The following is a 16,904-nucleotide window of genomic DNA, read 5'->3' as shown; positions in this document are numbered from 1 at the left end:
TCCGGGCAGGCGGATGCCTCCCGGTTCTGGGCATGCGGGAGCCGCCCTGCGGCGGTGTGGTCCCGCAGGGGGAGGATCAGATGCGGATGATCTGCAGTGCCGTCAGTGACGGTGGTTTCGGTGCTGCGATGTGGCGCGGCAGCCGGTCAGCCAGCGCAAGCAGTCGCGACAGCAGCGCGAGGACGCCGCCGGTCCGTGCGCGCACTAGCGCCCATGCGAACAGGGCGATCGTCAGCGCGCACGCCATCCCCATCAGCGAGCACATCAGCGCGCACAGGCCGCTGTCACAGCCGGCGACGGTGAGGACCGTCAGCACCGCGGCCGCGGGAGCGGCATGCTCCCCGTGGCGGTTTGCGACGGCATGGACGTGCTCGGTGGTGGCGGCGGGAGCTGCCATCGGGTGCTCGTGGCCGGCCATCGTGTGCATCAGGACCGTGAACCCGACCAGCAGCAGCAGCGCCAACGTCGCTACGGCCTGCAACAGCAGCCGGCGACGCGGGGAGGCGGTGGTGGTGAGCATCAGTCTTTCGATCAGGTCGGTGAGTGTCGGAGTGTCGAGCTGCAGCGTTGAGCACGTCACAGTGCAAGGTAGATTTAATGGCACTGTACCCCCTGGGGGTATGTGCTGTCTGTGGCGGCTGGGTGATTGATCAGCACAGGGGTATGCGTCGCGTGGCCGTACCGTTCAGAGGCCGTACCCCTTCCGCAGAAGCCGGAGGGACTTTCCTGTCGTGGTGCGTGGTGCGTGGTGGTGGGTGCATACTGGTGGTGTCTTCGGACCCGGTAGTGGGGCTTGCCGGACCCAACCTCGACACCTGTCGACAACAGTCCCTATCTCAGCACGGCGCGCGTCAGCGTGCCCGAGATAGGGAGAAGACATGGTCGAGGCAGACTCCGCCCGCACGATCGTTGCCGGCGTACAGTCCGGGCAGGTAGAGAGCGTTGTCGGCGTTGCCACGCTGATCGCGAAGCATTTCGGTGCGTCGGTAGTGTGTGTTGCGGTGGATCCGGCGCTGCTGAACGCAGGAACTCGTCGGGACGGTTCGGAGATCATCGAACCGATCGATCCGGACACGGCGGACACCGAACCGCAGCAGCTGCCCGACCGCGACGTCGCCGTCATCCACGATCTCGCTGCAGCACGGTCGGTCCGGGTGGAGATCCTCACTCGGGTTGGAGATCCAAGCCGGGCGTTGGCGGCGGTGGCGGAGCAACGTGACGCGGTAATGATCGTCGTCGGGTCGCAGACGGGCCGACGCCGGGTTGCGGAGTTCTTGAACGGTTCCGTCGCCGCCCGCCTGACGCACCAGCAGCACCGTCCCGTCGTGGTCGTCCCACACGCTCCGGTCGGGTTCGAGAGCGCCCTGCCGTGGGATGCGTCGTGACGGGCCGGCTGGTGCTGCTGCGCCACGGGGAAAGCACCGCGAACCGGGCCGGCACCTTCACCGGCCTCCGCGACGAACCGTTGACCGTCGAGGGTGTCCAGCAAGCCGTGACCGCGGGGCGGCTCCTGCAGGCAGCAGGCATCTTGCCGGACCAGGTGCTCACGTCGACGCTGCAACGCACCGTGCACACTGCGGAACTGGTCCTCGACACCCTCGGCATCGCCATCCCGACGGAGAAGGTCTGGCAGCTCAACGAACGCAACTACGGCGCACTCACCGGGATGACCAAGACCGATGCCCGCCGAACGCTCGGCGACGACGAATACACCCGAATCCGCAGGTCCCGGAACGGCGCACCACCGGCGATGTCCCTGCAAGTGTGGACGGCGCTGCGGTCAAGTTCCGCGCTGCGCGACCTGTCAGACGCTGCCCTCCGACGCACCGAGGCCCTCTCCGATGTCATCGATCGGGTCCGACCCGTGCTGCAGGACCGACTTCTACCGATGGTGCGGTCGGGTCGGAGCGTCCTCGTCGTCGCGCACGGCAACTCGCTCCGCGCCATGTGCGCGTGCATCGACGACCTCACGGAGCCGGAACTGCACGCACTGAACCTGCCCACGGGGCAGCCGCTGCAGTATGAGCTTACGCCGACGGGTGCTCTCGTCCCGCGTGGTGGGGCGTTCCTGGATCCGGTAGCAGCGCACCACGCCGCGGCGCTGGTCGCGGCAGAAGGCGGAACATGACCACCCGAACGGACACCCCGATGCCCGATGATCAGCTCCCCTCCGACCCGGATGTGGACGTCTCCGACCCCGCAACGGCCATGCGGCCCGTGCACCTGCGGTGGCGGTACGTCGGCCTCGTCGCGGTCGGTGGCACGGTCGGCACACTCCTGCGCGACGTGATCAGTGCGCTGCTCCCAGCAGACGGCGGGGTGAGCTGGTCGATCTTCTGGATCAACATCAGCGGAGCGCTGCTGCTCGGGGTGCTCCTGGAAGCGTTGGCGCATCGCGGTCCCGACGCGGGCCGCCGCCGTGTCCTGCGTCTGCTGCTCGGCACGGGAGTGCTCGGCGGCTTCACCACCTACAGCACCCTCGCTGAGTCCACCGCCGCACTGTTCCTCACCGGCCACGGTCTCGCCGGCACCGGGTACGCGCTACTGACCGTCATAGCCGGTGCGATCGCGACCGCGGTCGGACTGGTGGTCGCCGGCTGGTTCCGCCCCCGGACGGTGTCCGCATGAACGCCGGCATCCTCCTCGCGGTCGCGGCCGGTGGCGGCGTGGGCGCTGCCGGCCGGTTCCTCCTCGACGGGCTGATCAACACCGGCCGGGAGTTCCGGCTCCCCGTCGGCACGTTGACGATCAACATCACCGGGTCGCTGCTGCTCGGGCTCATCGTCGGCGCCGCCAGTCACCTCGGCGCAGCCCCCGTGGCGGTGCTCGGCACCGGGGTGATGGGCGGCTACACCACGTTCAGTACCGCCAACTTCGAAACGGTCCGCCTCGCCCGCAGCGGCCGGATCACCGCCGCAGCCGTCAACGGTCTCGGGATGCTCGTCCTCTCGGTCGCGGCAGCCATCGCCGGCATCCTCCTTGGCGGTCTGCTGTGACCGCCACCCCACATCCTGGAACGGGCCTTCCCATGCTGTTCGACGTCACGATCGAGGTTCCCCGCGGCAGCGGCAACAAGTACGAAGTCGACCACACCACCGGCCGGATCCGGCTCGACCGGGCCGTGTTCACCAGCATGGTGTTCCCCCAGGACTACGGCTCCATCGATGACACGCTCGGCGATGACGGCGACCCCCTCGACGCGCTCGTGCTGCTGCCCCGACCGACGTTCCCGGGCGTCGTCATCACGGTCCGGCCGATCGGGATGCTCCGCATGGTCGACGAGAACGGCGGCGACGACAAGATCCTCGCCGTCCCCGCCGGCGACGACCGGTTCGAAGACCTGCAGGACATCAGCGACGTCCCGGAGCACACCCTCATCGAGATCGAGCACTTCTTCTCCCACTACAAGGAGATCGAACACGGCAAGCACGTCACCACCAACGGGTGGGCCAACCGTCCTGCTGCCGAAGCCGTCATCCGCACCGCACAGGAAGCCCACACCCGACACCCGTGATCCACGGGCCCCTTGACCGCCGCGGGGAGGCACTGGCGCTGAGTGATCGCCAGCAGGTCGTCCCCTCCGCCTCCCCGCGGCTTTCCCTTCCATCCGCACGACCACGACGCATGACCCGACCAGAAGGAGCGTCACCATGAACGACTACATCAGCGGCATCCACCACCACGGAGCCCACCAGGGCGAGTACGTCACCCACCGCGACCACCCCGTCACCATCGACGCCGTCCACGGCACCCGCATCCTCGACTCCCGCGGCTACCCGACCGTCCGCGTCCTGCTCGAACTCGACGACGGCCGCACCGTCACCGGCGACGCCCCCGCGGGCGCATCCACCGGCGCCCACGAAGCCGTCGAGCTCCGCGACGGCGGAACAGCGTTCGGTGGCCGCGACATCACCCAGGCGCTCCACCTGATCAACACCGACATCGCGGGCCTGCTCACCGGCCGGTCCTGGTCCGCGATCGGACAGGTCGACGCCGCCCTCGCCGAACTCGACGGCACCACCGGGTACCGCCGGCTCGGCGCGAACAGCGTCGTCGCAACCTCCATCGCCGCCTCCCGGGCCCTCGCACACGCCGCGGACCTCCCACTCTGGCAGTGGATCGCCGAGATCACCGGCTCGACGCCGCGGATGCCGGTCCCGCACTTCAACGTCCTCAACGGCGGCGCGCACGCAGCGAACAAGCTGGACTTCCAGGAGTTCATGATCGCCCCCGTCAACGCCTCAACGATGGCCGACGCTGTCCGCATCGGCGCGGACGTCTACCACGCCCTCGCGGGCCTGGTACGGGACCGGTTCGGTAGCCTCGGCCTCGGCGACGAGGGCGGCTTCGCACCATCGATCGCTGCACCCGAGGAAGCGCTCGACCTGCTGGTCACCGCGATCCGCGCCGCAGGCTACGAGCCGGGCGTCGACCAGGTGGCGATCGCCCTCGATCCGGCCGCGAACGAGTTCTCCCTCGGAGACGGCTCGTACCGGATGCTCGACGACAGCCTCGACCGGGACGGGCTGGTCGACTACTACCGGCAGCTCATCGACACGTACCCGATCCGCAGCATCGAAGACGGGTTCGCTGAGGACGACCATGAGGGGTTCCGCCGCATGCAAGCGGCGCTCGGTGACCGGATCCAGACCGTCGGCGACGACCTCTACGTCACCGACCCCCAGCGCATCCGCGACGGCGGCGAGCAACACCTGACGAACGCGGCACTGATCAAGCCGAACCAGATCGGTACGGTCTCCCAGACCCTCGGTGCGATCGCCACCGCCACCAGCATCGGGATGGCCAGCATGGTCTCCCACCGTTCCGGGGAGACCACGGACACGTTCATCGCCGACCTCGTCGTCGGAACCGGTACTGGGCAGATCAAGTCGGGCGCACCCGCCCGCGGGGAACGGGTCGCAAAGTACAACCGGCTCACCGAAATCGCCGAGCAGCACCCGGGACTGCCCTACGGCTTGATCGGGCAGCGGTGAGCGACAATGCAGCGCATCGTGAAATGGTCTCCAGTGGAGACGCATCAGTACGGGTGGGACCGAAGCGCACCAGCAGATGACTGGATGGCATCCGATGTTGACGCGCACCATGTGGAGTGGTTCGACGTAGACGTGAACCATCTTGTGCAGGTCCCGGCGCTGCAGCAGGCGCTCACGCGCGATGGTCAGATCGGTACGATCCGGGAGATGACGCACGAGATGCGTGATGGGCAACGCATCTTCATCTTTCTCGTCGACTTTGGCAGACAGGGCGGTGACCAATAGTCGGCATGCTCCCGGCGATCCGGCGGACCGAATCAACGATGCTCAGGCGGGCGGTCCTGCCCGAGGGCAAGGGGACGCGCGCCTTGGCCGGACACACCTTCTTTTCTTCCCGATCTGGGTACGCCTGCAACCTGAGCGCGTGGCGGCCGCCGGTGGAAGGAGCGAGTTGATCAATTCCGATGAAGCCGTCCGCACTCTCGTCGGCGTGGTCACTCTCGTCGGTGTTACGGCGGCGGTGTTGCTGGCAGTGCGCGCACCCTCACCGTGGGCTCCAGCATTCGCAGTTGGGCGGGGGGTGTTGCAGTTGGCTGCGATCAGCGTGCTGCTGACAGGGATCATCCGCTCGCCGGCGCTGATCACCATCGCGCTCTTGGTGATGTTCACGGTCGCGGCCATTACCTCAGCTCGACGGCTCGGCACGCTCCGCGCTCGCATTGTCCCAGTCGCGACGTGCATGGCTGCAGGAATCATGGTCGCCGGCGTACTCGTCTTCGGAACCGGGGCCATCGCGCTCACCCCGCGATACGTTCTCGCGATCGGAGGCATCGTGATCGGGAACACAATGACGATCTCGACCTTATCCGGAAGGCGATTCGTCGAACTCGTCGATGACCGATGGGACGAAGTCGAAGGGTGGCTCGCCCTTGGAGCGCAGCCACGGCAGGCCACCGTCGACCAGGTCCGCCGAGCGATCGGCGCAGCATTGGTGCCAACAGTGGACCAGACGAAAACGACCGGGCTGGTCACGCTTCCCGGAGCGTTCGTCGGCGCGGTCTTCGGTGGGGTTTCGCCCATCGAGGCCGGACGATTCCAGATCGTCGTCCTCGCCGTCATCATCGGCGCTGGCAGCATCGTGGCCACCGCACTCACCGCCTGGCTCGCTCCCGTTGCAACCCGCCCCACGCGACCACGCTGACACCCGGAAATCCCGCGCGGCACCGGCAGCCGGCACAGAGGAAACTCAGTCCGCCGCCGCCCCTTCCTCCCGACGCAGGTTCGCTCGAGTGAACCCCGGCCCGGTTCCGCCGAGCTGACACCACGACACGGACCAGTGCACCGTGCCGACCAGTGCACCGTGCCGATGATGCTCGGTGGCATGGAAGTCGCCCGCTGCGCGTCGCAACCGCCGCCGCACACAACACGCCGTTGTGTGGTCACAACCGAATCTCCGTTGCCGACCGCCCGAGCGGCGAGGAAGATCGGCAGGAACGCTTCCACGAACAGGAGAGCCATGCTGATGCGCCCCAATCAACGTTCGGGTGGACCGCTCAACGGAACGGCTCGCAGCCGGTGTTACGTCGCGACGGATGCATTCGACATGCACGACCAGGCAGTCGCCGACGTCGTCACCGAAGCTGAGCAGGTGGTGCAGTCACATGCCACGACCCGGGTGCGTCACCGCCAGCCTGCTAGCGCTGCTGGGCTCATGCCAGCCCCAGTGCGTGCCTGATCGCTGCCGTCCTATTCGTGTGACCCCAGCGAGCCGGCAGAATTCGCCCAACCAGTCTCTGCACTGCATGTCGAAAGGCAGCTCATGACCGCCACAACCCCGCGCACCACCGACACCGGGGTGCCCGTGTTCGATGCGCCCCGGACCGGCGCAAAAGGAAACATCATTGTCCGGTGGATCACCTCCACCGACCACAAAGTCATCGGCTACCTATACATGATGACCTCATTCATGTTCTTCCTCCTCGCCGGCGTCATGGCCCTCGTGATCCGCGCGCAACTGTTCGAACCGGGCCTCCAAATCGTGGCGACAAAGGAGCAGTACAACCAACTGTTCACCATGCACGGCACGATCATGCTGCTGCTGTTCGCGACACCGTTGTTCTCGGGTTTTGCGAACGCGATCATGCCGCTGCACCTCGGCGCGCCGGATGTCGCGTTTCCCCGACTGAACGCCTTTTCGTACTGGATCTACCTGTTCGGCGGCCTCATCACTGTGGGCGGTTTCCTGACTCCGCAGGGTGCAGCATCGTTCGGGTGGACCGCGTACGCGCCACTGTCGGACACGACCTTCACGCCAGGCCTCGGTGGCACCCTGTGGGTGTTCGGGCTCATCCTCGTCGGATTCGCATCAATCCTCGGGTCGGTCAACTTCATCACCACCATCATCTGCATGCGTGCCCCCGGCATGACGATGTTCCGCATGTCGATCTTCTCCTGGACCGTCCTGGTAACTGCGCTGCTGGTACTGATCGCGTTCCCGGTATTGGCCGCTGCCCTCTTCGGCCTCGGCCTCGACCGTGTCTTCGACGCGCAGATCTTCAATCCCGCCAACGGTGGAGCGCTGCTGTGGCAGCACATGTTCTGGTTCTTCGGGCACCCCGAGGTGTACATCATCGCGTTGCCGTTCTTCGGCATCATCTCCGAGATCATGCCCGTGTTCAGCCGAAAGCCGATTTTCGGCTACAAGACACTGATTTACGCCACCATCTCTATCGGAGCCTTGTCGGTGACCGTGTGGGCACACCACATGTACGTCACCGGCAGCGTCCTGCTGCCGTTCTTCTCACTGATGACGATGCTGATCGCAGTCCCGACCGGGGTGAAGATCTTCAACTGGATCGGCACCATGTGGCGCGGCTCGGTGACATTCGAAACACCGATGCTCTGGGCTGTCGGGTTTCTCATTACCTTCACCTTTGGTGGCCTTACCGGCGTGATCCTGTCGTCTCCGCCGTTGGACTTCCACCTCTCCGACAGCTACTTCGTCGTCGCCCACTTCCACTACGTCGTGTTCGGCACCGTCGTGTTTGCAATGTTCGGCGGTTTCTACTTCTGGTGGCCGAAGTGGACCGGGAAGATGCTCAACGAACGGCTCGGCAAGATCCACTTCTGGTTACTGTTCCTCGGGTTCCACACCACGTTCCTCGTGCAGCACTGGCTCGGCGTGATCGGCATGCCCCGCCGTTACGCGACCTACTTGCCGCAGGACGGGTTCACCTGGCTGAACCAGGTCTCCACGATCGGGTCGATACTGCTCGGGATCTCATTCCTGCCATTCCTGTTCAATATCTACATCACGGCTCGGAAGGCACCCAAGGTGCAGGTCAATGACCCATGGGGGTACGGTCGCTCCCTCGAGTGGGCAACCCAGTGTCCGGTGCCGCGACACAACTTCACCTCGATCCCCAGGATCCGGTCGGAGTCCCCGGCGTTCGACCTGAATCACCCTGAGGCTGGCATCCCGATCGGGCGCGGCCCATTCACAGATGCTCCGGATGGCCCCGTGGTGCATGGCAATTCTGTCAAGCAGGTTGGCGACGAGAACGGGCAGACGTTCTGATGCAACGGACGAGTCGGTCTCGCAGACGATTCAGTGCCAACGACGCGGAACGTGATCGGAGCGTGTCGCGGATGTCGATGAGCATGCGGGAAGCTGCGCAGATCTCGGCCAATGCCCGCAACGGACTGTTGGACCTGTCCGATCCGACGATCCGCCGTCTGGTCGGCGATGCGCACCAGATCACCGTCCGGGCGAGCGTGTGGGGCGACGCACCAGATGGGCAACCCCGCCGGCAGAAGCGGCTGCTGCTCACCGGCGTCTCCCTCGTCGTCTTGATCGCTGCCGCAGCACTGTTCGTTCCGCTGCTGCATGCCGTTTGATCCGTCCCCGACACCCGCCGCCACATAAGGGAGCACCAATGACCCCCCACACCATCGCCAGCGTGTACCGCGACGTGGTGCATCAGTGGAGCACGCAGTACGCCGGCCGGCGATCGATCATCGCGGTCGATGGTGATTCCGTCGACGCCGTGCACGCGGTTGCGACGGCGCTCGGTGACGCGGTCACTGCAGCTGGCTACGCCGTGCAACACGAGACGATCACTTCGGTCATCACCGCGATGGGAGCACGAGCGGATGTGGCGATTCCCTTCCGCAGCGACCCGGTAGGAGCGGACGTGCTCATCGTGACCGGATGGGGACTGTTGCAAGTGCCCGCTCGAGGGCTCTGGGACTGGACGATCTGGGCCAGTACCGGCATTGTCCGCGCGCCCATCCGTGATGTCGGAGCCGCGCAGGCGTTCACGCAACGAGACGAACCGCGATCCGCAGCGAACGCCATCATCGACGTTTCCAACCCCAACACACCATTCCGTGAATGGAACGACGCGTGCGCAATATGACAACCCCGCGAAGCCGTGGCCGCCAGCTCCGGTTCGCCAGCAGACGACTACACCGGGTGGGTTGCGGTGTGCAGGAACGCCGCGGTCGCGGCTGATGGCGGCGTCGACCAGATCGCGGTAAACCGCCGAAGCGGTGATGGGCCATCGACCGGGACCCGCACGAGGACCCCAGCGTCGACATCCGCACGTACCGAACGGACACTCATCACCGCCGGCGCCACGCCTGAGCGAACGTTCGCGCGAATCACCGCGGTGGTATCAAGCTGCGCCGCCGGTTCCACCATCGTCAACCCCTGGTCACGCAACCACCCTTCCACGACAGCGCGCGTGCCCGATCCCTGCTCGCGCACCAGCAGCGGTGTCGCGGCGACATCCGCCGCCGTCACAGACGCCGCTGACGCCCATGGATGCTCTGCCGCAACGACCACCGTGAGCTCATCGTCCGCAACCGGCATCGCATGAAGATCCACCGGCGTGTGTGGCCCCTCAACGAACCCGATGTCAGCGGCGCCGGTGCGGACGTACCCGATCACGTCGGTGCTGTTCCCCGCCAACATGCGCACACTGATCTCCGGCGCCGCACGACGGGAGCGCAACAACCACTCCGGCAACATCAACTCCGCGATCGTTTGCGACGCGGCAACCGTGATCGTGCCCGATGGCAGCCGCAGTGCATGCACACCTGCCTCCAATCGTGCTGCCGCATCCAACACCGGTGCGGCAAGCTCCATCACCGTCGCCCCAGCATCGGTGAGCCACGAACCCGACGAGGAACGCACCACCAGCTGCACCCCGACCATCCGCTCCGCCGCCGCAATCCGCGCTGACACCGCCTGTTGAGTGATGCCCAACTGGCTCGCAGCCATCGACAACGAGCCCGACTCCGAGACACGCTGCAGCACGTCCAACGTGTCGAGATCCAGCTTCCGGTCCGTCACACGACGTTTCACAAACCATGATTGTGCCACCCCGAAACAGTTCGTGGTTCCACCCCGCCCGAGGTCGGGGTCAGACTGCCTGCATGACCACCCAGACCGCACCGGCACCCAGCACGACCAAGCGGCACGGTGCCCCAAAGCGGCGCACGGTGTTCCGAGAGCTCGATCGGCCAGGGCATATCGTGTCGAACCTGACTCCGAACTGGTTCGCATCCATCATGGGCACCGGCATCGTCGCCGTCGCCGCTGCATCACTCCCGCTGCAGTTCCCAGGGCTGCGCACTGGCGCGACGGTGGTGTGGGCAATCGCTGCGATCCTGCTCATCGCCCTCACCATCGCGACGGTCCTGCATTGGGTGCGCTACCGGGACACCGCGGCGAAGCACCACCTGCACCCGGTCATCTCGCACTTCTACGGCGCCCCGCCAATGGCGTTTCTCACCGTCGGTGCAGGCACGATCCTGCTCGGCAAGGACTGGATCGGCCTCCCCGCCGCCGTCACCATCGACTGGGTCCTCTGGACCATCGGCACCATCGGAGGACTGCTCACGGCAGTGCTCGTGCCGTACCTGGCGTTCACCCGCCACGAGAACAAACCCGACTCCGCGTTCGGCGGTTGGCTGATGCCGATCGTCCCGCCGATGGTGTCCGCCTCCACCGGAGCGCTCCTCCTGTCCTACGCCCCCGCCGGACAGGCACGGGAGACGCTGCTGTGGGCCTGCTACGGCTTCTTCGGCCTCAGCCTCATCACGTCCCTGGTCGTGATCACCCTGATCTGGAACCGTCTCGCGCAGCACAAGGTCGGCGCCGCCGGCATGGTCCCGACTCTGTGGATCGTCCTCGGGCCGGTCGGGCAGTCGATCACCGCCGTGAACCTCCTCGCCTCGAACGCCCCCACCGTTGTCGATGCGAGTACCGCGCATGCCCTGCTGGTCGTGGCGCTGGTGTACGGGTTCGCGATGCTCGGCTTCGCGCTGCTGTGGACCGTCATCGCCCTCGCCATCACCATCCGCACCGCGAAGCAGCACCTCCCGTTCAGCCTGACCTGGTGGTCGTTCACGTTCCCCGTCGGCACCTGCGTCACCGGCCTGAACGGCCTGGCCCTGCACTCCGGACTCACCGTCGTCGCTGGCCTCGCCGTCCTGTACTACGCCGGCCTCGTCGCCGCGTGGATCACTGTTGCCGTCCGCACCTTCCACGGCTCCGTCATCCGCGGCACCCTCCTCGCGCCCCCGAAGCCAGCTTGATGCGGCGATCACCACGTGATGCTGCCGCCGCTGTGCGCGACACCGGTCGGACGTTCGCACCGGCGGATGTTCGGTCGCTGAACGGGTTGGCGGAGATGTGGCGGCTCGCACCGGATGGGACCAGGCGATTCGTGCCGGGCTTCGACGCTCACTCCGGTGGGGTCGAATCCCAGGTCCTGGTGCTGATGGAATCGCCCGGTCCCGCCACGATCGCGGTCGGCGCGGGTGCGATCTGCAGCGAGGACAATCCCGGCCCGACAGTGGCTGCGTTCAGGCGCGCGCGTGCGGAATCTGGGCTGCCGCGTACGGCGTACCTGCGGTGGAATATCGTGCCGTGGGAACTCGCGAGAAGACCCACGCGAGCAGATCTGGTGGAAAGCATCCCCGCGCTGTCGACGCTCCTTGCCTCGCTTCCGCAACTGGCCGCGATCGTCACCTTCGGAGCCACGGCGCTGGACGGCGTCATGCGGTACCTCACCATGACAGACGCCCCGACTGTGCTACCGGTGATCGCCGCGCCACACCCCTCACCGGCCAACGGTCGGCACCGGGCCGAACAACACCTCCGCGCCGTGAATGCGTTACGGGTCGGATGGGCAATTGCGCAAAGGAGCAGCAGACCGTTATGACCTCCCGCACAACGCCGACGCAAGAGCCCGACAACATCCCCGAAGAGCAACAAGCTGAGCTGCTGTCCTTGATGCTCCGAGTGCGGCGGTTCGAGGAACGCGCCGCCCGCGCCTACACGCAAGCCCTGATCGGTGGATACTGCCACCTGAATCTCGGCGAGGAGGCTGCGGTCGCCGGGATCACGACCGCGATGCAGCCGATGGATTACCTGTTCACCAACTACCGGGAGCACGGGTACGCGATCGGCCGCGGAATCGACCCGAACCGGGTGATGGCGGAGTTGTACGGCCGCGTCGACGGGGTTTCCAGTGGTTGGGGCGGCTCCATGCACATGTTCGACCTCACCGCGAGGCTCCTCGGCGGCTATGGGATCGTCGGCGGGCAAATCCCGCTCGCCACCGGGGCAGCCCTCGCGATCGACTACCGCGGCGGCGACGAGGTCGTGGTGTGCACGCTCGGAGACGGGACGACGAACATCGGCGCGTTCCACGAGTCGTTGAACCTCGCCGCGCTGTGGCATCTGCCGATCGTGTACGTCATCATCAACAACCAGCTCGGGATGGGCACGACCGTCGAACACGCCTCCGCGGAACCGAAACTGTACAAGCGCGCTGCCTCCTACCGGATGGCCGCCGAACGCGCCGACGGGCTGCACCCGGTCACCGTGCAGCAAGCGATGACCCGCGCACTCGCGTCAGCGCGTCGAAATGAGCCGTTCCTGCTGGAACTCACCACCGAACGCTTGAAAGGCCATTCGGTGGTGGACCCGGCGAAGTACCGCACCGACAGCGAAACGGAAGCGCTCCGCGAGCACGACCCGGTCGCCGCCTACCGGGCGGCGCTGATCGCCGCAGAGATCATCGACGACGATGCCGCCGCCGCCATGGACGCCGCCGCCATCGCTGCAGCCACCGCGGCAGCGGACTACGCCGCGAACAGCGCCCACCCGGACCCCAGCACCCTGTTCGACTACACCTACGCCACACCGGTCCCGAACGACACGCGCCGGCTCCCTGCACAGCCGCTGTTCCCACCGCCCACTGACACGAACTATCCCGCCACGACAAGTCAGGAGCAGACCCGATGACTGTGATGAGCTACCGGGACGCGCTCCGGATGACGCTCCGCGAGGAACTCCTCGCGGACGAGAACGTGCTCCTGCTCGGCGAAGAGATCGGGATATTCGAAGGGTCGTACAAAATCACTCAGGGGCTGCTCGAGGAGTTCGGGCCACGCCGTGTCCGCGACACCCCAATCGCGGAAGAAGGGTTCACCGGTGCCGCGATCGGTGCCGCGATGCTCGGACTGCGACCGGTGGTGGAGATCATGACCATCAACTTCTCCCTCCTCGCACTCGATCAGATCGTCAACCACGCCGCGAAGATCTACGGCATGTTCGGCGGGCAGAGCCGCGTACCGCTAGTGATCCGCACACCAGGTGGCGGCGGTCAACAGCTCGGTGCAACGCACTCGCAGAACGTGGAGCTGTACTACGCGTTCGTACCCGGTATGAAAGTCGTCGCACCGTCCACCCCAGCGGACGCACGTACGCTCCTGCGTGCGTCGATCCGGGACGACGACCCGGTGCTGTTCCTCGAGAACCTCGCCCTCTACAACATCAAGGACGACGTACCCGATGACGTCGACGACGTCGAAATTGGTCGCGCCGCTGTCAGCCGCGTCGGGTCTGACGTCACGCTCATCGGCTACTCACGCACCGCGCACCTGGCGCGGCAAGCAGCAACACGGCTCGCCGAGGACGGCATCGACGCCGAAGTCATCGACCTGCGAAGCCTCCGCCCACTCGATCGCGAGACCGTGATCCGTTCCGTGCGGAAGACCCACGCCGCGGTCGTCCTTGAAGACGACTGGCTCACTTACGGCATCGGCGCGGAGCTTGCCGCGTCGATCTCCGACGGCGCCTTCGACGACCTCGACGCACCAGTCCGCCGCGTCGCGATGGCCGAAGTTCCCCTGCCATACGCCAAGCCCCTCGAAACGGTGGCCCTTCCCGCGCTCGAGGACGCGATTACCGCCGTCCACGAAACCCTCCACGCGGTCGGCTGGCGCGCCTCCGACCGGAACGGAACGTCCCGATGATCCAGATCACCATGCCGCGGCTGTCGGACACGATGGAAGAAGGCGCCATCTCCGCCTGGCACAAGCACCCCGGCGACATCGTCGAAGTCGGCGACATCCTCGTCGAGATCGAAACCGACAAAGCCACCATGGAATACGAAGCCTACGACGCTGGCACCTTGACGGAGATCCTCGTTCCCGAAGGAGAGAACGTTGCGATAGGGACTCCCATCGCGACGCTCGACGACGGTTCCGGCCCCGCGCTCAGCCCGGCGGATGGCCAACGCGCGGACTCGCCCGCCGATGAGCACACATCGCCGACCACTCCAACGTTCGTCCCCGCTCCCGCGTTCGACACATCATCCGAGCACGACCACCCCGCACGCACATCGGAAGATCCCCCCGTGGAGCCGCAACAGCGTGAACGCTCCGAAGGCATACCCGCGCCGGCAGAGCACATCGCGTTCGCGTCCCCACTGGCACGCAAACTCGCTCGCGAACACCACGTCGACATCGCCACCGTTCACGGATCGGGCCCCGGCGGCCGCCTTGTCAGGGCTGATGTCGAAGCCATCATCGACGCGGACCAGAGTGCTGCAGCTTTAGAGCACGATGTCCCGTCGACGGCAACGCTCCCCGTGCCTGGCAGCGCCTCCACACACCATCAGCAAGACACCGACGCGGACGTGACGACGCCGATGACCGGGACGCGGAAGGTGATCGCTCGCCGACTCACCGAGAGCGCCCGCACCATCCCGCACTTCACCGTCACCGCCGTCGCCGACGCTGACGCCCTCATTGATCTGCGCACCATGGTGAACGCATCACGGATCAGACAAGACACCGCGAAAGTCAGCCTCAACGACTTCATCGTCAAGGCCGCAGCCCTCGCCCTGGCCGCGCACCCGGCCATCAACGTCTCCTACCAAGACGACCCGGATCCTGCGATCACGCAGCACACTGCAGTGAACATCGGGATCGCGATGGCCGCGCCGGCCGGCCTCGTTGTCCCGGTCATGACACATGCCGACACCAGAAGCGTCAGCAGCATCAGCGCCGCCAGCCGATCCTTCAGCGCCCGTGCGGCGGATCGGAAACTGCAACCCGCCGACATGACCGGCGGCACGTTCACCGTCAGTAACCTCGGCATGTTCGGCGCGGAGTCCTTCACCGCCATCATCAACCCGCCCGAAAGCGCAATCCTCGCCGTTGGAGCAGCGACGGCGGACGCTGCCGTACACGACGGCAACCTCGTCGTCCGCCACAGGATCCGCCTCACGCTCTCCGCAGACCATCGCGTCATCGACGGCGCCCTCGCCGCTCAATACCTACAGACGCTCACCAGCCTCCTTGAAGACCCGATCTCACTCTTACTATGACGCCACGGAACGATCTGGACACCGTGGCAGGGAATCATTCACCCGACGGCGGTCGACGTTGCTGCAGCTCCTCCGGCAGCGACCGGATCTCGGCAGACAGTTCACGTAGTTCACGCCGGGTCGCGATCTGTGCTTCGTCGTCACGTCGACCGACCTGATCAATGATCCAGCTCGCGATTGTCGCGGTAACTACACCCAGCAGCGCGATGCCACTGATCATCACTCCCGCGGCGATCAACCGACCTGTCTCGGTCACCGGGGTCAGATCACCGTACCCAACGGTCGTGATCGTGACCAACGCCCACCACAGCGCATCCCCGAATGACACAATCGTCGCGCCGTCGGCATGCCGTTCCACATCGAGGATCGCTAACGCGGACACGAACACCAGCAAAGCTGTCGTCACAATCACGTACACGATCACTCGCCCGCGAACGGCAGCCCCGGTGCTCCGCTGCAGGACTCGGAACAGCTGCGCGAGCCGCAACAGCCGTAAAGGCCTCAGGAACGGCAACGCAAGAGCGGCCAGGTCCACCAGATGGTGCACGAACCACCGACCACGATGACGCGCCAACAGGAGCGTCACGAGGTAGTCCACCACGAACATCGCCCACGTGACGTTGATCACAACATCCGACACGAACGCGCTGCGGCCGTGATGATCGGCGAGCACCTCCACCGCATACGCAGCAAGAAACGCTCCCGCCGCGATCGCAAGCGGCCACCGCATTACCCGTTCCCACCGCTGCTGTGTCCACCTCACATGTGCACGATATTGCCCCTCGCCTCAGCCAGCACCTACCGAAGACCTCCCCGCGACCACGTCGACCCCCGCTCCGAGCGGGCCGCCCGAAACCGGACTCCTGGGACGCCAGATCCTGCGCCTAACCCTCACCTCGCGGGAACCACCGATTCCCGTCCGACCCGACGACATCGGGCGCGGCCGTCGCTCACTTGCCGGACTGCTCGAGATGCTCCCCGAACTCCGCGCCGTGGTCGCCAGCGGCGGTATGGCCATCGACAGCGTCATGCGACACCTCACCCTCCACGCTTGCGCCCGCGTCATCCCCGTCCTGGCAACGCCACACCCGTCACCGGCAAACGGACGCCATCGTTGAGAGCACCACCCGCAGCGGCTCCCTGCAAAGCCCGGATCTAGCTATGTGCCGATAACGAACCATTCCGCTACAACTGTCCGAACCGACGCTCCGGCAATATG

At 66.1% G+C, this 16,904-nt stretch carries 19 protein-coding genes; 16 read left to right on the top strand and 3 right to left on the bottom strand.

The window, feature by feature from the left end; translation table 11 throughout:
* Window positions 1-76: 76 nt before the first annotated feature.
* A complete protein-coding gene (locus EDF55_RS07810) occupies window positions 77-520 on the bottom strand; it encodes a hypothetical protein (RefSeq protein WP_123654331.1) in 444 nt (147 codons plus the stop codon).
* 358 nt (window positions 521-878) lie between these two features.
* Between EDF55_RS07810 and EDF55_RS07805 the strand changes: the two genes are divergently transcribed.
* The 11 genes from EDF55_RS07805 (at window position 879) to EDF55_RS07760 (ending at window position 9,412) form a co-directional block, all read left to right on the top strand.
* On the top strand, window positions 879-1,385 hold the full coding sequence (locus EDF55_RS07805; protein WP_123293725.1) for a universal stress protein: 507 nt from the start codon (window positions 879-881) through the stop codon (window positions 1,383-1,385).
* On the top strand, window positions 1,382-2,128 hold the full coding sequence (locus EDF55_RS07800; RefSeq protein WP_123293726.1) for a 2,3-diphosphoglycerate-dependent phosphoglycerate mutase: 747 nt from the start codon (window positions 1,382-1,384) through the stop codon (window positions 2,126-2,128). The genes EDF55_RS07805 and EDF55_RS07800 overlap by 4 nt, the downstream gene beginning before the upstream one ends.
* The gene (locus EDF55_RS07795; RefSeq protein ID WP_235035968.1) at window positions 2,125-2,628 is read left to right on the top strand and encodes a CrcB family protein; all 504 of its coding nucleotides are present in this window, start codon (window positions 2,125-2,127) and stop codon (window positions 2,626-2,628) included. The genes EDF55_RS07800 and EDF55_RS07795 overlap by 4 nt, the downstream gene beginning before the upstream one ends.
* Complete coding sequence (locus EDF55_RS07790) at window positions 2,625-2,996, top strand: CrcB family protein (RefSeq protein WP_123293727.1); 372 nt, start codon at window positions 2,625-2,627, stop codon at window positions 2,994-2,996. Before EDF55_RS07795 ends, EDF55_RS07790 begins: the two co-directional genes overlap by 4 nt.
* Before the next feature lie 32 nt (window positions 2,997-3,028).
* Entirely contained in the window at window positions 3,029-3,514 is a 486-nt protein-coding gene (locus EDF55_RS07785) for an inorganic diphosphatase (RefSeq protein WP_123293728.1), read from the top strand.
* A 136-nt stretch (window positions 3,515-3,650) separates the two neighbouring features.
* Window positions 3,651-4,994, top strand: coding sequence for a phosphopyruvate hydratase (gene eno, locus EDF55_RS07780; RefSeq protein ID WP_123340877.1), 1,344 nt, complete (start codon window positions 3,651-3,653; stop codon window positions 4,992-4,994).
* Between the two features lie 6 nt (window positions 4,995-5,000).
* Window positions 5,001-5,279, top strand: a complete 279-nt coding sequence (locus EDF55_RS18750; protein WP_131845087.1) for a hypothetical protein — start codon at window positions 5,001-5,003, stop codon at window positions 5,277-5,279.
* A 166-nt stretch (window positions 5,280-5,445) separates the two neighbouring features.
* Window positions 5,446-6,195: an ABC transporter permease gene (locus tag EDF55_RS07775; RefSeq protein ID WP_235035967.1), complete on the top strand. Its 750-nt coding sequence runs from the start codon at window positions 5,446-5,448 to the stop codon at window positions 6,193-6,195.
* A gap of 618 nt (window positions 6,196-6,813) precedes the next feature.
* Window positions 6,814-8,571 (top strand): cytochrome c oxidase subunit I, encoded by a 1,758-nt coding sequence (gene ctaD, locus EDF55_RS07770; RefSeq protein WP_123293731.1) that lies wholly within the window; start codon window positions 6,814-6,816, stop codon window positions 8,569-8,571.
* 71 nt (window positions 8,572-8,642) lie between these two features.
* Window positions 8,643-8,891: a hypothetical protein gene (locus EDF55_RS07765; protein WP_123293732.1), complete on the top strand. Its 249-nt coding sequence runs from the start codon at window positions 8,643-8,645 to the stop codon at window positions 8,889-8,891.
* Window positions 8,892-8,929: 38 nt separating this feature from the next.
* Window positions 8,930-9,412 carry a hypothetical protein gene (locus EDF55_RS07760; RefSeq protein WP_123293733.1) on the top strand — a complete coding sequence of 161 codons (483 nt, stop codon included), beginning with the start codon at window positions 8,930-8,932 and terminating at the stop codon, window positions 9,410-9,412.
* A gap of 47 nt (window positions 9,413-9,459) precedes the next feature.
* On the opposite strand, the gene EDF55_RS07755 is transcribed toward EDF55_RS07760, so the two are convergent.
* Window positions 9,460-10,380, bottom strand: a complete 921-nt coding sequence (locus EDF55_RS07755; RefSeq protein ID WP_235035966.1) for a LysR family transcriptional regulator — start codon at window positions 10,378-10,380, stop codon at window positions 9,460-9,462.
* 152 nt (window positions 10,381-10,532) lie between these two features.
* Between EDF55_RS07755 and EDF55_RS07750 the strand changes: the two genes are divergently transcribed.
* The 5 genes from EDF55_RS07750 (at window position 10,533) to EDF55_RS07730 (ending at window position 15,685) form a co-directional block, all read left to right on the top strand.
* A complete protein-coding gene (locus tag EDF55_RS07750) occupies window positions 10,533-11,597 on the top strand; it encodes a TDT family transporter (RefSeq protein ID WP_235035965.1) in 1,065 nt (354 codons plus the stop codon).
* A gap of 131 nt (window positions 11,598-11,728) precedes the next feature.
* Window positions 11,729-12,226: a uracil-DNA glycosylase family protein gene (locus EDF55_RS07745; protein WP_260235857.1), complete on the top strand. Its 498-nt coding sequence runs from the start codon at window positions 11,729-11,731 to the stop codon at window positions 12,224-12,226.
* The gene (locus EDF55_RS07740; protein WP_200849223.1) at window positions 12,223-13,314 is read left to right on the top strand and encodes a thiamine pyrophosphate-dependent enzyme; all 1,092 of its coding nucleotides are present in this window, start codon (window positions 12,223-12,225) and stop codon (window positions 13,312-13,314) included. Before EDF55_RS07745 ends, EDF55_RS07740 begins: the two co-directional genes overlap by 4 nt.
* Window positions 13,311-14,327 carry an alpha-ketoacid dehydrogenase subunit beta gene (locus EDF55_RS07735; protein WP_123293737.1) on the top strand — a complete coding sequence of 339 codons (1,017 nt, stop codon included), beginning with the start codon at window positions 13,311-13,313 and terminating at the stop codon, window positions 14,325-14,327. The genes EDF55_RS07740 and EDF55_RS07735 overlap by 4 nt, the downstream gene beginning before the upstream one ends.
* Entirely contained in the window at window positions 14,324-15,685 is a 1,362-nt protein-coding gene (locus EDF55_RS07730) for a dihydrolipoamide acetyltransferase family protein (protein ID WP_123293738.1), read from the top strand. Before EDF55_RS07735 ends, EDF55_RS07730 begins: the two co-directional genes overlap by 4 nt.
* 34 nt (window positions 15,686-15,719) lie before the next feature.
* Here EDF55_RS07730 and EDF55_RS07725 read toward each other — a convergent pair whose 3' ends face one another.
* A complete protein-coding gene (locus tag EDF55_RS07725) occupies window positions 15,720-16,415 on the bottom strand; it encodes a potassium channel family protein (RefSeq protein ID WP_123293739.1) in 696 nt (231 codons plus the stop codon).
* Window positions 16,416-16,904: the final 489 nt, after the last annotated feature.

It is taken from the genome of Curtobacterium sp. ZW137 (assembly GCF_003762905.1).
Lineage (GTDB): Bacteria > Actinomycetota > Actinomycetes > Actinomycetales > Microbacteriaceae > Curtobacterium.
The sequence above is the reverse complement of the archived record's forward strand: the minus strand, read 5'-3'. Positions and strand labels throughout refer to the sequence as shown.

Coding starts and splice junctions, on each gene's coding strand:
- EDF55_RS07765 (WP_123293732.1), top strand. CDS start 8,643: ATGTCGATGAGCATGCGGGAAGCTGCGCAGATCTCGGCCAATGCCCGC.
- EDF55_RS07805 (WP_123293725.1), top strand. CDS start 879: ATGGTCGAGGCAGACTCCGCCCGCACGATCGTTGCCGGCGTACAGTCC.
- EDF55_RS07725 (WP_123293739.1), bottom strand. CDS start 16,415: ATGCGGTGGCCGCTTGCGATCGCGGCGGGAGCGTTTCTTGCTGCGTAT.
- EDF55_RS07730 (WP_123293738.1), top strand. CDS start 14,324: ATGATCCAGATCACCATGCCGCGGCTGTCGGACACGATGGAAGAAGGC.
- EDF55_RS07790 (WP_123293727.1), top strand. CDS start 2,625: ATGAACGCCGGCATCCTCCTCGCGGTCGCGGCCGGTGGCGGCGTGGGC.
- EDF55_RS18750 (WP_131845087.1), top strand. CDS start 5,001: ATGCAGCGCATCGTGAAATGGTCTCCAGTGGAGACGCATCAGTACGGG.
- eno (WP_123340877.1), top strand. CDS start 3,651: ATGAACGACTACATCAGCGGCATCCACCACCACGGAGCCCACCAGGGC.
- EDF55_RS07740 (WP_200849223.1), top strand. CDS start 12,223: ATGACCTCCCGCACAACGCCGACGCAAGAGCCCGACAACATCCCCGAA.
- EDF55_RS07735 (WP_123293737.1), top strand. CDS start 13,311: ATGACTGTGATGAGCTACCGGGACGCGCTCCGGATGACGCTCCGCGAG.
- EDF55_RS07810 (WP_123654331.1), bottom strand. CDS start 520: ATGCTCACCACCACCGCCTCCCCGCGTCGCCGGCTGCTGTTGCAGGCC.
- ctaD (WP_123293731.1), top strand. CDS start 6,814: ATGACCGCCACAACCCCGCGCACCACCGACACCGGGGTGCCCGTGTTC.
- EDF55_RS07795 (WP_235035968.1), top strand. CDS start 2,125: ATGACCACCCGAACGGACACCCCGATGCCCGATGATCAGCTCCCCTCC.
- EDF55_RS07760 (WP_123293733.1), top strand. CDS start 8,930: ATGACCCCCCACACCATCGCCAGCGTGTACCGCGACGTGGTGCATCAG.
- EDF55_RS07785 (WP_123293728.1), top strand. CDS start 3,029: ATGCTGTTCGACGTCACGATCGAGGTTCCCCGCGGCAGCGGCAACAAG.